Below are 15,693 nucleotides of genomic sequence, written 5' to 3'. Positions count from 1 at the left end.
GAGATGTCTTCCAAAAACAATAATATAAGGAGCGAAGATGACGCAGATATTTACCAATGAGGGTTTAGGCATAGCCAGTTCTTCAATAAACCAATTAGGCAGCTATGGTCCAAAAACAGATGCGACACTAGGACAGGGGGGAGAGTCAGTCTATGTGAATGCGGCAAATGGTAATATGGTTATAAGACAGAATGATGGCTTTTTAGCTGGAACTGGTTTAGGTCTGGATTTAATTCAAAGTTATAACTCACTGGGTGAGAGCGGTCATAATTGGAGTTTTAATGTCCAAACACGGTTGATTATTAACGGAGCGATTAATTCTCCTGGCTCAGAAGTTCTGCGAATTGATGAGGATGGTCATAGTAGCTGTTTTATTTTCGATCAAACAAAGGGCTACTATGTTGCAGAGCATGGAGGAACAGCTAAGCTCAGCTTCAGTAATAATCAATGGTCATACCGAGAAGGGGCAAGTAGTAGTTCTTATATCTATGATGCGAACGGTTTACTGATAAAGCTGACCGATCGAGATGGTCATCAATTACAATTTTTCTACAAGCAGGGACAGTTAGAGCGGATCATCGATAATAGTGGTAACCAGACAATTGAATGGACCTTCGAACAGGGTTTGCTAAGAGATATTTTGACCCTGAGTGCTGGTGAGCAGGTTCATCATCTGCATTATGACTATGATGCACAGCAGCGTTTGACTAAGGTTAGTCGTGATTTAGGAGAAGGAAAGACTTATTGGCTAACTTATGAATGTCATGGCGATTCTAATCGTATTAGCGCGATTCGCCAGTCTGACGGTTCTAGTCTTCTCATTGATTATGATAGTGAGGGACGGGTAAAAACTATTGCCGATGGTGAAAATCGAATAACGTCTTATCAATATTGGCCTGGCGTAACCATAGTGACCAACTCTTTAGGAGAAAATTGGGCTTATTTCTACGATGAGAAAGGACATTTAACAGGGATCGATAGTCCCTTAAACAACCCTATCCGTTATGCCTATAAGGGCGACTATATAACTGAGGTCTATCAAGGGGATTTACATTGGTCATTAGCCTACAATGAAGCAGGCGATTGCATTCGTATCGAAGAACCTTCCGGGCAGGTAACCACTCGTACTTACAATAATGATCATCTTCTTTTAAGTGAAAGTTCGTTTACAATTTTCGATGGAAATCATCAGCCAGCTAAGCCAAAGGCCAACCGTTTTGTTTATGACGAATTAGGGCATTTGCGTTTTCAAATTGCTAGTGATGGTACAGTGACGGAATACCGCTATAACCAAGAAGGACAATGTCTGACTGTTCGTAGCTATCTTCAATCAAGTTATGATTTGAGTCAACTCGCCAATGAGCAAGCTCTAACCCTCAATCACATGCTGAACTGGGTCAATTCGCAAAATCCTCAGGCCGTTAGTCTAAAAGGGTATCACTATGATTGGCGCGGGCTTCTTGATGAAGAGGTGAGTTACAGCGAAATTAATGCTAATGGTGAGGGACTGAGCAATAAATCCATAATCAATCGCTATCATTACGATGCAGCCGGCAAGCTTTTGCAAAAATCAGAGGGAGGCAAAACCACGAGTTATCTCTATGATGATTTGGGGCGTTTAATCCTTCGTAGAGACAGCCAAAATCATTGTGAGCGCTTCGAATATGATGACGCTAATCAGCGCATTATCGAAACAGATGCTAAAGGATTACAAACAATCCGTACTTATGATCGCGGTGGTTTGCTTCTAACAACACAGTACTTAAGTGGCACACAACAGGCTTATGGAACTATCCACTATCGCTACGATTCCGTAGGTCGCTTACAGGAGGAATTAAGTGCCGATGGCAAAGCAACTTATTATTTTTATGATAGTAATGGTCAATTAAAAGCAAAATGTGAGCCCGGTGGACGCCTTAGCAGCTATAGCTATGATGCTGTGGGACGCCTTGTGCAAGCTATCAGTTATCAAGAAAGGCTAGACACCTCAGGCTGGCATGAAAGTATGCCTGCCTGGTCTGCTCTTAATGTGAAAGCAGATGCAAAAGATCGTATCAATCAAACTATTTATAACGCTCATAATCAAATTGCTTATCAAATTGACTCTGAGGGAGCTGTGATCGCCTTCGAATATAATCCCCAAGGGCAATTAACGAAGAAGACCGCTTATGCAAACCGTCTAAGCAGTTATCAATCTCGTCAGCCGCTATCCTTTGACTCTATTGTTGTGCAATTCAGCAATGACGATCGTTCTTGTTTTTATTTCTATGATTCTGCAGGACGTCTAGAGGCAGAAATAAACGGCGAAGGAGGGGCAACGTCCTACCGCTATGATCGCCAGGGACATTTATTAGAAACAATCCGCTATTTCAATCGCTTGCCCTTGCCACCCGGGCTTGAATGGACGGTACCTAAAGCCTCTGCTTCAGATATTCATAATTTTAGCCTCTATAATCCAGCCGGTTTGAAAGTTGCTGACATCGATGCTCTTGGTTATACCACAACCTATGAATACGATGAGCGTGGCTTACTAATCAAGAAGCGTAGCCTTGCTACCGCAGTCAAGATTAAAATCAATGCAGGAACTACACTTAGCGCGCTTGGTCTACAGGAAAACGATAACGATCATCTTAGTGTCTATAACTATGATGAATTAGGGCAACTTATTGAGCAACGTGAGCAAAATGGCCTAATTACACGTTATCGCTATGATGAAAAAGGCTTGGTACTGGCAAAAACCTTAATTGATGCGAAAACTCAAGAGCTACGTGAGCAGCGTTTTCGCTATGATTCGCTGGGGAGAGTGAGCCAAAGTTTAGATGCTTTAGGGGCTGCCAAACTTTTAGCTAATCCTCAGATTAGCCAAGCAGAGATAGAACTAATTTGGCAAGAGCATAGCCTGCACTACGACTATGATCTTGCTGGTCGAGTCATTAGCCAAACGAATGCCCTGAATCAAAAGACTCGCTATTTCTATAACGAGGCTGGCTTGCTTCGGTACACTGTTAATGCAGATGGTGGGGTTAGTGAACAGCAATTTAATGCCTTTAATCAAATCGAAACAAGCTATCGTTACTCGCGAAAGTTAACAGCTAATCTAGACAGTTTAACAAGCAGTGATCTTGCTAATCGCTTAGCTCAGTTAAAAGACGAGGCTGCCGATGAAAAAATTTCTTATGAATACAATAGCCTAGGATTCTTGATTAAAAAAACCAAGGGAAGCAAGGGGCAAGAGCTCTCAAGCTATAACAGCTTTGGTGAGATAGAAGAAACTCGCCAGAACATCGATTCAAGGTCGCTTGTTAATCGATACATTTACGATCGTAGGGGACTGATCTGCCAGCAAATTGAAGATGTTGAAGGCCTTAAACGAGAGACAAAGTCAAATTACGATTCCTTTGGTCGCCTTGTGAAAGCGATCGATGGTCGCGGAGGGATAACGAACTATATTCTGAATCGTCGCGGTGAGCGTGTGATTATTCAAAATCAAGATAAAAAAAATAAGGTAATAACTTATGACGCTTTTGGCCGCATCTTAATTGAGACAGATTTCACAGGCACAAAACGAATTGATATCTACAGCTATGATGATAAAAATAATACAGTCACTCTTAACCATCCTGATGAGAAGATAAGTATACAAACAACCTTTAATGCCTTTGGTGATAAAGTTTCCTTGACTGATGGAAATGGTTATACAACAGCTTATCACTATGATGCCAAAGGACAACTTATTGAGGTGGATGCGCCGGAGGGAAGTACGAAGCAGTATGATTATGATGCAGCAGGTAACCTTGTTTTAGAGCTGGATAGTGCTGGCCACCGTATCGCTTACAGCTATGATGCAAGCGGAAGGATACTTCGTAAAACAATCGATCCCCAAGGATTAGCTCTTGTTAGCAGCTATCATTACGACGGGCTAGGACGCCAATTGGAAGTGATAGAGGCCAATGGGCTTCATAAGCGATTTAGCTATGATGATCGAAGCAACCTCATCCAAACAACAATTGACCCTGATGGGCTTAATCTGATTACTCGCTTTTATTACGACGCTCGAGATTTGATTATCAAGCAAGTTGAATGTGACCTTGCAGGAAAATCTAAGGTAACGACCTATGAATGGGATAATCTAGGGCGACGCACGGCAGTCAGCATTGACCCCGAAGGACTAAATCTCACTACCCGCTACGGCTATGATCTGAATGATAATTTGATTAGCCAAACTGATGCAAAAAATCAAACCTCTTATTTCATTTATGATGCTAAAAACCAATGTCGCTATCAAATTGATGCACGCGGGGTAGTGACAGAACACCTCTTTAATATGAAGGGTAACGAAATCCAAAAAGTAGTTTACGCTAATCGCCTCGCATTAACGCGCGACTATACCTTAGCAGAGCTTGCTTCGCAGGTTCAGGCCAGTGACCAGGATCATTATGAGTTTCGAACTTTTGATAGTTTGGGACGCCTTAGCCTGTCGTTTGACAGCATGGGTTATGCAACTAGCTATACCTATGATGCGAATTCTAATTTATTAGAAATCGTCCGCTCTGCCCAAGCTCTGCCACTGGCTGAACTTAAGGCAGGATCCATGAGGTTTCCAAAGGGTGGTCTTCGAACACAGCGTTTTGCTTATGATGGCTTAAATCGTCTTGTTTATCAGGTTGATGAAGCTAATGGTATAACGCAGTTTGACTATGACAGCAGTGGGCAAGTTATTGCCAAAACCCGCTATGCCATAGGGTTATCACTCGCTGGAAATAGCTACACCTTAGAGGATCTAAAACGAGCTATCCAATATTCTCCTGCAAAAGATGAATATACGGCCTATGCCTACGATCAAGCAGGCCGTTTAAGTTATAAAGCGAGCGCAGATGGTGCAGTTAGTTCTTATAGTTATGATGGCTTGGGCAATTTAATCTCTTCCCGGGCCTATGCCACTCGCTTAGAGCCTGCTAGTTTGAAACAAGCTAATTGGCAAAGTTTGTTATCTCCTAATGATCAAGACAGGATGACTCGCTTTTTCTTTGATATAGCCGGTCGTGAAGTTTATCGAGTTAGTCCCGAAGGCCGCATTTTAGAGCGCTGTTATGATGCCCTAGGTAATGTTGTCGCCGAAATTGCCCACGACATTCGCCTGGACTCAAATGTGGCTAGCTTCGCAGAAATAACTATGCGATTAAATGCAGATTCAGCTGCTCGTAAAACCCGCTATGCTTATGACCTTGCTGGACGGCTTGAGATAAAAACGGATGCAAACCACCAACAAACACGCTATGGCTATGATAACAATAATAATGTCACGACGAAGATCGAAGCCAATTCAGCTCGTTGGACTTACATTTATGATGAGGCAAATCAGTTAATTGAAGCCTATTCACCCCTTACAGAGGTTATGAGTCAGGCAAGTGGTTGGAATCGGCAGATGCGTTCTATTGTTACTCGTAATGTCTATGACAGTTTCGGAAATATCATCGAGACAATTCATGACGCCGAAGGTTCGCAGCAAAAAATAAATTATAGATACGATACTAATAACCGCAAAATCCAAACGATTTATCCTAATGTTGCAGTCAATGCAGCAACTAACCAGGCTAGTGCAGCTCGCCAAGAAGAACTAAGAACCCTAAGTGAAGACCATCAATATAATGCCTTTGGTGAGTTGATTGCGTCTAAAGATCGGGCTGGAAATTGGCGTTATAAAGACTATGACAAAAAAGGGAATCTTATCTACAGTCTGGATGCCCAGGGGGCGCTTACAGGCTATAGTTATGACCTCTTTGGCAATCTAGTATCAAAGACCGCCTATGCCAATCCATACTCTATTGCTGAACACCCAGATTTCTCAGCAGATACAATAAAAAATGCGTGCATAGCAAATGAGGCCGATCGAACAGAAAGCTATGACTATGGTCTAGAAAACCGCTTAATCGAAACCCGAAAGCCCGGCGTTAAAAGCTATAATGCCCAAACAAATCGCTACGAGACGCTCAATCCTCTAGAGACTAAATCTTATAATGCCTTTGGGGAACTGGTTTTAACCGCCGTTAAGCGAAATGAAACTGACTGGGCTAAGACCACGAATTATTATGACAAGGACGGCCTAAAAATAGCCGGCCTTGATGCAGAACATTACCTCAGCACCTACACGTATAACAATTTTGGTGAGCTTGTCGACGAAGTGCAATATGCCAACCGGGCTACGGCCTGGGATACAAAAGCTGTTACAAACCCAGTTGCAGACAGCAAGGATCGCCATGTCACCTTTAGCTACGACAATATAGGGCGACTAGAGACTAAGACCCTAAAAAATATTCGATATGAGCGACTCATTGGCAGTTCTAATCGCTATGAGTCCTTAACGAGCGATCTGACGACAAGTTTTAGATATGATGCGATGGGTAACTTAACTTCAACCACCGATCCCCTCGGTTATAGTTCCTACTGTTATTATGATGCTTTAGGACAGCTAGTCGCCAAGATAGGCCCACGCACAGAAGCTGGTCGGGCTGCAACAAGTTATGGCTATGATGGTCTGGGGCAATTGGTAGAGCTAATCCGTTATGAACAAGGCGCCCAGGAAGCTGATGTAAATCACTATCTAGTGCAAGCTTCCGTCAACGATCATCACAATCGGACTATCTACGATAATCAAGGGAAGGTGATCACAACGATCGATGCCATAGAGCATGAAATCAATTATAGCTATGATGCTAGTGGCCAGTTACAGCGGAGTTGGGAACTTCTATCGCAGGTTGATGGTAGCAAAAGACTGAGCGATAAACGTTATAGTTACGATAAAGAAGGTCATCTTTTACAAACCGCAATCTTTAAAAACGATGGCCAGTTTCGCACTGAGGACGCAAGTTACAATATCTTTGGTGAACTCATAGCAAAAGGCCTCAATGGTAAGTTAAGTACTCATATTGATTACGATAATTTAGGCCGAGCCTGGCGCTCAAATACGGAGGGTTACTATCAGATTTTTCTCTATGATTTAACTGATAAAGTGGCTCAAATTGTGACTGCATCCAATGCTATTTCGCCTGAATATGGTGCAAAGGGCATAGATTTATCCCTTCTGAACTATGATAATTCTGAGCGTTTCGGCGACTTTGAAAGACGTTTTTCCTTGCAACGTCAGAATAATATTTACGATGGCCTCGGCCGTTGCTTACAGCAAACCAAAGAATTTTCCCTGGCAAATAAAAATTCAGAACAAACCCCTGAGTTGCGGCAGCTTAGCCAGTTAGAATCAGTTGATCGTTGGGGGAATGTATTATCCCATACCAATGCTAAGGGATATAAAACAAGTTATGAATATAACGCCTTTGACCAGCTAATCAAGCAAGAGCTTCCAGAGGTTATTGTTCTTAATGAAAAATTTCAGCAACAAAGTCAGAAGCCTACACTTTACTATGCCTATGACGCTTTGGGACGAGCGATTGCCCTAACCGATGCAAATGGCCATACCCTGGCAAAAATACTTGATGCTGAAGGACAGGTGCTCAGCGAAATTGATGCAAAGGGCATTGAACGCATAAAAACCTATGACCTATTCGGGCAGCTGCGAACCAGCAAAAATGAATTGCAAGGGCTGACAACCTATGTCTATGACAAAGCGAAACGCCTGATTAATTTGTCTACGCCAACTAGCAAGCAAAGCTATGCCTACGATGAAATTGGCAAGCTCCTTAGCCAGAGCGATGCACCGGAGCGGGCTGTATTATTTCAATATGACAATCTAGGTAATCAGATTACAAAGCTAGATGGAAATAAGCGTTTGACGATTTACGCCTATGATGATGCAGGTAATAAAATCTTTGAGCAGGATATGAATGGGCACAACCAGTCTTGGAGCTATGATGAACAGGGGCGCTTACTTTCTCATCGAGATTTAGGTAATCACGAGACAAGTTATCAATATAACAACAATGGATTATTGCTGGAGGAGACCTCAACTGCAGGCAAAAATCTTAGTTACAGTTATGAGGGTGATGGGCAACTTTGGTCATTTACAGATCATAGCTATAACGAGGTTAGTTATTATTTATACGATGATGAGGGCAATATCCAAAGTAAAACAATCAGTCGTGCGACACAGGGAAGGGATAGAGGATGGAAGTCTCAGCAAGATATCTATGATTATGATGCGCTGGGGCGTTTAACCTCGGTAAAACGTAACGAATCTGATGATAAGGACTATCGTTTTCCAGAAAAAGATCATCAGTTGTTAGAGGTGAACTATTCCTATGATGCGGTTGGAAATATTATTCGAACGCAGGCTATGGCTAATTACACGGGTTATCAGAAGGTTCAGAGTGATGATTATTTCAGTTACGACGCCAATAACCGTATGCTTGTTAACAAGGGATTTTTGGTTAATGGAGAGCTGGTTATCAATGGCCCACAGCGTTCTCGTCTAGTTTATGATGATGCCGGTAATGTAAAGGATGCTTTTATCGTTGAAAACGGCGCACTACAACAGTATACCTATAACTATAATAACGATTCTCAGCTCCAGCAAATCTATAAAAACGGCAGTATATTAAAGGCGATAGCCTATGATGACTTCGGTCGTGTTGAAAAAGAATATCTCTATGATGCCTTTGGGCAGGCAACTGAGATAACAGTAATGGGTTATGAAGGAGATTTGCTTAAAACACAAACGAAATACAGCCCGAATTTAATTCCAACAGAATTAAATGAATACCACTACGACAATGTGGGAAATCTGCAATCAGTTACTAGTCGCTTAATAAATAACAATATGATTATTGATAGTACTCACGTCTATGACTACGAGCTGTGGGATAACTATTTACAATCTAAAGATTCTGTAGCTATGTCTGTCAATGGTGGTATCCCAACCTTTGGTGAAAATCGACGTTTCTACGATGTCAATGGACAACTCTATCAATCCATCGATCAGCAAACTAATTCACAAGGTAAATCGAATAGTGCAGCCTACAAGACAAGTACCCTGGAGGGGATTCGCAGTAGAGTTGATGCTCAGGGCGAGAGGAACTATTTAACCTTGGCTGGGAAAACGATAGGTGATTTGCAATTAGATACAAACGGTGTGCAGCATTTGAATATCTATGGTGGTTTTACACCAACAGGTAAGCCCATTAGTCAAGGTTCACCGTCACTAAATAGGGCTGTACTACCTTTGGGTAATACAATCGGCTTTTTCTCGCGAGGGAACGAAGTCGGCGTCTCAAGTGAAACCACAGAAAACATTCTGGCAAATACGCCCCAAGATAATACAGGCACATACACCATTCAGTCAGGCGATAGCTTAGAGAGTATAGCCTTACAGGTCTATGGCGATAGCAGCTTCTGGTATCTCATTGCTGATGCCAATGGTATTAGTGATCGAACCGATGCTAGCCAACTACAAACAGGGAAACGGCTTATTATCCCCGCGGTGGCAACAAGGCAGCATCAAAATAGTGGAACCCATCGACTATTGAGCAGCGAAGAGTTATTAGGTGATCTTTCCGCCACGGTGCCAATGCCTGCAACCAAGAGCTTTTCCCCTCATCAGAAGAAACATCATTCCCTATTTAAAAAGATAGCTGTAGCGGCTATTTCCATGGTTGCCACAGTCATAGCCGCAGCAGCCTGCGCAGCTCTGGGTGGTGCCTTAGGGGCAGCTAGTTTAGGAAAAATACTTAGCCTGGGAATGAAGGTTTTATCAGGTCAAATCTTAGGGACGGCTGGTTCCATAGCAGCAGGTTTCACCGCAGGTGTTGCTGGAAATCTTGCTGGACAGGGATTAGCAAAGATTTTGGGATTACAAGAAAAGATCAACTGGCGCAGTACCTTAATTACAGGACTATCCTCAGCAGCATCAACAGGGCTCTTACGAGGACTAAGTTCCAACCAGGCTTACAAAGATATAATCGGAAAACTCGACAACATTTCTCCCCTAAGTTTTAGCCTGTCTTCCGCAGCCCAAATGATGGAGCAGGATGCAATAGGCCAAGGTGTAAGTCTTGCTCTACAAAACCACCAGCATTTTAACTGGCTTGAACTAGGTACCCGAGGCGCCATCGCTGCAGTAGCAGGCAGTTCCTATGGCAAAAACTTCAACCAATCCTTAGTCGACCATCTAGGTGAAGGCGGCAGTGCCTTAGTTCATTCTGAGTTAAGCGCATTAGCGACCAACGGCATGCAAACAGCAATCAACGAAGGCCATTTCGACGCCACCCAAATCCTAACCGACAATCTAGGCTCAGCCATAGGCACCGGCTTCGTTAACGCCCAAGCCGCAGCCGCAGAACAAGAAGAGCGATTAGCAGCTATACAATCAGAAATAGCAACAATGGAAACTCCCAACTGCCCAATCCCAATAACAGAAGAAGAAACCTTCTCCCCCATCCCAGAAGGCACCTATGAACGCTTCCATCAAGAACGAGCTCAAAGAGAGTTCTACGAATCAATAACTGAAAAAGCTAACGAATTATGGAACGACTACGGCGATAAAATTCTCACTCACAGCCCAAAAGTGCTAGGTGTTTGGTTAACTGGCAATCCAGATAATCAGCTAGAAAAAGCCTTCGAAGATGCCATTACCAGGGGAACGATTAATACTTATACTCAGATAGCAAAAAGTGAGCTAGAGCTAACAGGCCTACCAAAAACCACAGCCTACCTAGGCAAACACTCCGATGACATAGCTCAAGCCCTAGGAGGCGCCTTAGGTATGTCTATAACCGCGGCAGTTATAACCGCAGCAGGCGTATCTAACCCAGTACTGGCCCTAGGAGCCTTACTCTATCTAAACTCTATAGATAACACCTTAACCGGCATAAGGAATATAGCAACAGATAATCACTATGGTACCCAGACACTGGGTCTACTACGAAAAATCCCTTTGTCTGAAGAACATGCCGTCCAAGCAGATCAGCTAATACCCCTCGTATCAAACCCAATGGTAGCGGCAGAGAAAAGCTTATTAAAAATGACAAATTACACTGGAAAAACGCTTTATGCGCATAAAGAGCAAACTGCGTTAAAAGCGACGTATTTGAAGGAGACTTTGAAAAATCCGGTTGTTAAGAGCGTGATGGGATATAGCGCACTTAATGGAGCATCAGGTATATATGGGGCTGTTGCTGCTGGGGGAGATGGCTATGATATGGTTGCTGGCGCTGCTACAGGAGTATTTATAACATTAGGTAGTACATATTCACGATATAGAGTAATTTTGAAAAACCCTTATGTATCTAACGGTCTCTCTAACTTTTTAGGTCAATCTTACTCTTATATTAGGGATCCACAAACACATCACTATAGTTTTGTATCTTTAAGCGCTACAATGCTAGGCGTCGCAAAAGCGAATCAGGTAACACGCTATATTAATGTTCCTATCACCAAAACGGTTATTGATGGAATGATTATCAATAGTGCAACGGCAGTAGGGAATAATTTAGGGAATCAATTAAGAAAATAGTAGGTGGTAAAATTATAAAGGAGCATAACTATGGTTTGGAACGATTCTGTGATGACTAATACATATTGTCCTCCCAAGATATATTATATCGTTATAACTTTTATGGTTTGTATTATTACTTTTTTAGCTGCTCAAAAAGTAATAATGTATTCAAATGTAGAAGATAAACTCGTAGTTTTAGTAGGCGTATTTCTTACTATATATTTTTCTGTAAGCAATTTATTTATTATTATCAAAGGAGATGGATTTGTTAAATCAATTAAACAAGAAGGGGAGCGTTTTCATTTAACAAATTATTTTAATAAGCAAGTTACATTTAGCCCTTTTGAAATAGAGTCAATAAAGCTCGTTGAAAATTCAACAATGAATAAAGTCTTTGCATTTTTTATAAGAAAAGCGAGAGGGTTAGATCTTATTTTAAAAAACGGCCATAAATACCGAATTACATCTGATATGGAAGATTTTGAAGGTCTAAAAGAACACCTTTTAGGGATGAAGGTAGAGGATATAAATAGATAATTAGTAGTGGGCTCAAATTAGTCTCATTATTGGAGTTGGTAAGATGTTAATTTGCATAGACAAGCTGCTAGGTAATCCCCCCGAAAAATAAGTGATGTCAAAAGTAGAATTTTCTCATACGCTATATTGGAGGAGATTCTTCATGAAAAGATCAAAATTTACAGATAGCCAAATCCTGTCGATTCTAAAACAAGCCGAAGGTGGCACCCCTGTTTCAGAACTCTGCCGAGAACATGTCATTAGCGCTGCTACATTTTACAAATGGCGAGCTAAATTTGGAGGAATGGATGCATCGATGATGTCGCGGCTAAAAGAGCTGGAAGCTGAAAATAGCCGGCTTAAAAAGATGTATGCAGAGGAACGATTAAAAGCAGAGATACTCAAAGAGGCCATTGAAAAAAAGTGGTAACACCGTCACGCCGACGAGAATTGGCGAGAAAGGCGGTGGCTAATAAGGATATTTCGATTCGCTTGTCGTGTGAGTTATTTGGCCTCAGTCAGACCTGTTATCGGTATCAGCCACAATTAGATGATGAAAATGTAATCATAGCGGATTGGTTGATGCGTTTAACCGAGAACCAACGTAATTGGGGTTTTGGCTTATGTTTTCTCTATTTGCGTAATGTGAAGGGGTTTGTTTGGAATCACAAACACGTTTATCGAATCTATCGGGAATTAGAACTCAACATGCGGATAAAACCCAAAAAACGGTTAATAAGGGAAAAGCCAGAGGCATTGGCGGTACCAACTGCAATCAACGAATGCTGGTCGATGGACTTTATGCATGATCAGTTAGAAGATGGTCGGAGGTATCGGTTATTTAATGTGCTCGATGATTTCAACCGCGAAGGTCTTGCTATCGAGGTTGATTTATCTTTGCCGGCAGAGCGGGTCATACGAGCTCTTAATCAAATCATTGAATGGCGTGGCAAACCCCGGCAAATACGTTGTGACAATGGCCCTGAATATATAAGTAAGTTGCTAGAACAATGGGCTGATAAAAATCAAATACGATTGGTCTTTATTCAACCAGGAAATCCACAGCAAAATGCTTATATTGAACGGTATAATCGCACTGTTCGGTATGATTGGTTAAGCCAATATTTATTCGAATCTATTGCTGAGGTGCAACTACATGCCACACAATGGTTATGGACGTACAACAATGAACGTCCAAATACTGCTATTGGAGGCATTCCTCCTAGGCAAAAATTGGCACTAGTTGCTAATCCTCTACTTTTAACTTCAATTAAAAATGGGGGGATTACCTATCTATTATGATGTTATTCATGATTTATCTGAATTTGTAGAAATTGGGGGCAAGCGCTACTTGTTAAGTGAACCCTGAATAGACTTTATACTATCATCGATTACTGCAATCAGTTGTTGATAGAGCTGTTCTAATAAATCACGTTGCCCTGTTTTCCAATAACGTTCTAAATATTGACAGGCTATTCCCATACGAATCGCACCGACATAAACAGACCCTCCTTTTATTTTATGGGCTACTTGTTGGATTTTATCCCAATCGTTATTATCATGAGCTTCTTTCATCATGGCTAAATCCTTTGTTAGCTCACCATTAATCATGAGCTTAAGCATGTCAAAGAGAACAGCCTTATCGCCTAGAGTATTAATCCCTTCCTCTAAATTGAGAAGTGGGAATTGAGAGAGCTCAAATAAGTGGGAGACCTCTTCTGGCAAGCCGTTATTTTTGCTAATTTCTGATTTCTCTTTTCGTTGGCCAGGAATGAACGATTCAATAATGTCTGAACAATTTTGAAGGGTCAGTGGTTTGCTTAAAACGGCGTTCATGCCGGCTTCTATACAACGTTTTTTGTTCTCATCACCAGCGTGAGCTGTTAATGCGATGATAGGAACATGATTTTTCTTTGTCAGTTCTTGCACCCGAATTCGGTGAGTGACTTCATAACCATCCATATCAGGTAAACCAATATCCATAAAGATTAGGTCATAGTCATTGGAATTTGCCATTTCAACGGCTTTTTTACCACAATCCGCAATATCGGTTTGGCATTGAAATTGACCTAATAGTGATTGTGCAACTCGTTGTGCAATTAGAGTATCTTCGACAACCAATATACGATGCGTAAAATCCTCTGTATTCTCATTAGTCAGCAGCGCCGGACTAAATTGTTGCGCATAGGTCGATTCATAGGTTGCATCAAATAAGCGCTCTAAATCGGTGTCTATACCCTCATCATCGTCTAAAAGAGCCTTTTGCAGAGGAATGATGCAGGTAAATTGAGACCCTTTACCTGGTTCACTAGATACATAAATTTCACCATTTAATTCATCAATAAACTGCTTAATTACCGATAAACCCAAGCCTGCCCCTTTATAAATGCCTTGGTATGATGGTGTTAATCGTCTAAATTGAAGATAGATTTCTTGTTGTTTCTCTTTAGGGATCCCGACTCCACTGTCTTCAACAATGAGCTTAATGATTGATTCACGATTCTCCTGTTTAGCAAGCTTCGCGGAAATTTTGACAAACCCTTGATCAGTGAAGTTAAGCGCGTTTGCCATTAACTCTAGGCCAACACGGTGAATACGAATCTTGTCACCGACTAAATATTGGGGAATCGCTGAGTCAAAATCAAAGGTAATATCAAGCCGTTTTTGCGCTGCCTTTGAACGATTCAAATTTAAAATATGCTCTAGAATTTTCTTTAGCTCAAACTTTTTCCTTAACTTGGGAATTTCACCAGAACTAACCCTGATTGCCTCTAAAACCTCATCCATTAAATGCAGCAACGCTTGGCTTGACGCAACTATGTTTTCAGCATACTCCTTAATACGAGGCTCTTGAGACTCAATTTTGAGGATCTCAGCAAATCCAACAATACCCGTTAATGGGGTACGAATATCATGTCGCATGTTTTCTAGGAATTCAGTTTTTGCATTGTTTGCTGCTTCAGCTTTCTCTTTAGATACCTCTAATGAATGCTGTAATACCTTTTGTTCGGTAATATCCGAATAAATGGCTAAAACACCAGTTGCTATGCCTTGCTCATTGAGCAATGGAACCTTAGATGTCAATAACGTTCGATTACCTTGTCCCGGTAAGGTTTGAGTTTCTTCAATATTTAGCTTAGGTGACCCAGTTCGCATTACCTCTCTATCATCTGCACGATATAATTCGCTTTGTTCTCTGGTCGTAGGTAAATCGAAATCTGTTTTACCAATAATTGCATTGGTAGAGGGAAGCCCCAGTGCATCAGCAAGAGCTTTATTACAACCTAGGTAAACGGAGTCTATGTTCTTCCACAAAATATAATGACTAGGCAGTAAATCGATAATTGAAGTTTGAAGTTTTTTTGCATGCTCAATTGCTTGAATAAAAGCATTTACTGGCTGGCTCAGGCAAATTAACGCATTGTTTGACTCATAGACTAACCATTGCAAACAATTCTGCTCATGATAAGTGACAGGCAAAGTATCTGTTTTAGACAGATTAGTTTGCTGAATTAGTTTGCTCAATGGTTCAAATTCTTCTCTCTGAGTAAGAGAGCTTATTTGAATGTTGCCATGATCCTGGTCACCCAAGAGCTCCTCTAAGAGTTTATTGCCTAGGATGCTACTGCGTTCTGGGAATATAACAAAAGCAGGCCATGGATACTCATTAATCCATGGAATAATATTATTTTCTATATTTTTCATGAAGCTTCTTGGGCAAACGCTTTATATAG

General features: G+C 41.5%; 4 protein-coding genes. 3 read left to right on the top strand and 1 reads right to left on the bottom strand.

All coding sequences use genetic code 11. The features are described from left to right. The first annotated feature begins 37 nt into the window (after positions 1-37). The 3 genes from BN1094_RS11225 to BN1094_RS11210 all read left to right on the top strand — a co-directional run bounded on the left by BN1094_RS11225 (position 38) and on the right by BN1094_RS11210 (position 13,261). Positions 38-11,461 carry a DUF6531 domain-containing protein gene (locus BN1094_RS11225; protein ID WP_043874461.1) on the top strand — a complete coding sequence of 3,808 codons (11,424 nt, stop codon included), beginning with the start codon at positions 38-40 and terminating at the stop codon, positions 11,459-11,461. 30 nt (positions 11,462-11,491) lie between these two features. Next, on the top strand, positions 11,492-11,980 hold the full coding sequence (locus BN1094_RS11220) for a hypothetical protein (RefSeq protein ID WP_043874460.1): 489 nt from the start codon (positions 11,492-11,494) through the stop codon (positions 11,978-11,980). Positions 11,981-12,122: 142 nt separating this feature from the next. Beyond that, positions 12,123-13,261 (top strand): IS3 family transposase gene (locus BN1094_RS11210; RefSeq protein ID WP_099909011.1). Its coding sequence is split into 2 segments (ribosomal slippage): positions 12,123-12,384 and positions 12,384-13,261, totalling 1,140 coding nucleotides; the frame shifts between segments, so codons are not numbered across the junction. Between the two features lie 45 nt (positions 13,262-13,306). On the opposite strand, the gene BN1094_RS11205 is transcribed toward BN1094_RS11210, so the two are convergent. Continuing rightward, positions 13,307-15,664 carry a response regulator gene (locus BN1094_RS11205; protein WP_081935125.1) on the bottom strand — a complete coding sequence of 786 codons (2,358 nt, stop codon included), beginning with the start codon at positions 15,662-15,664 and terminating at the stop codon, positions 13,307-13,309. Positions 15,665-15,693 lie beyond the last annotated feature (29 nt).

The organism is Legionella massiliensis, assembly GCF_000756815.1.
In the GTDB taxonomy this organism is placed as follows: domain Bacteria; phylum Pseudomonadota; class Gammaproteobacteria; order Legionellales; family Legionellaceae; genus Tatlockia; species Tatlockia massiliensis.
Note: the sequence above shows the minus strand (reverse complement) of the source record. Positions and strands in the feature narration are given on the sequence as shown.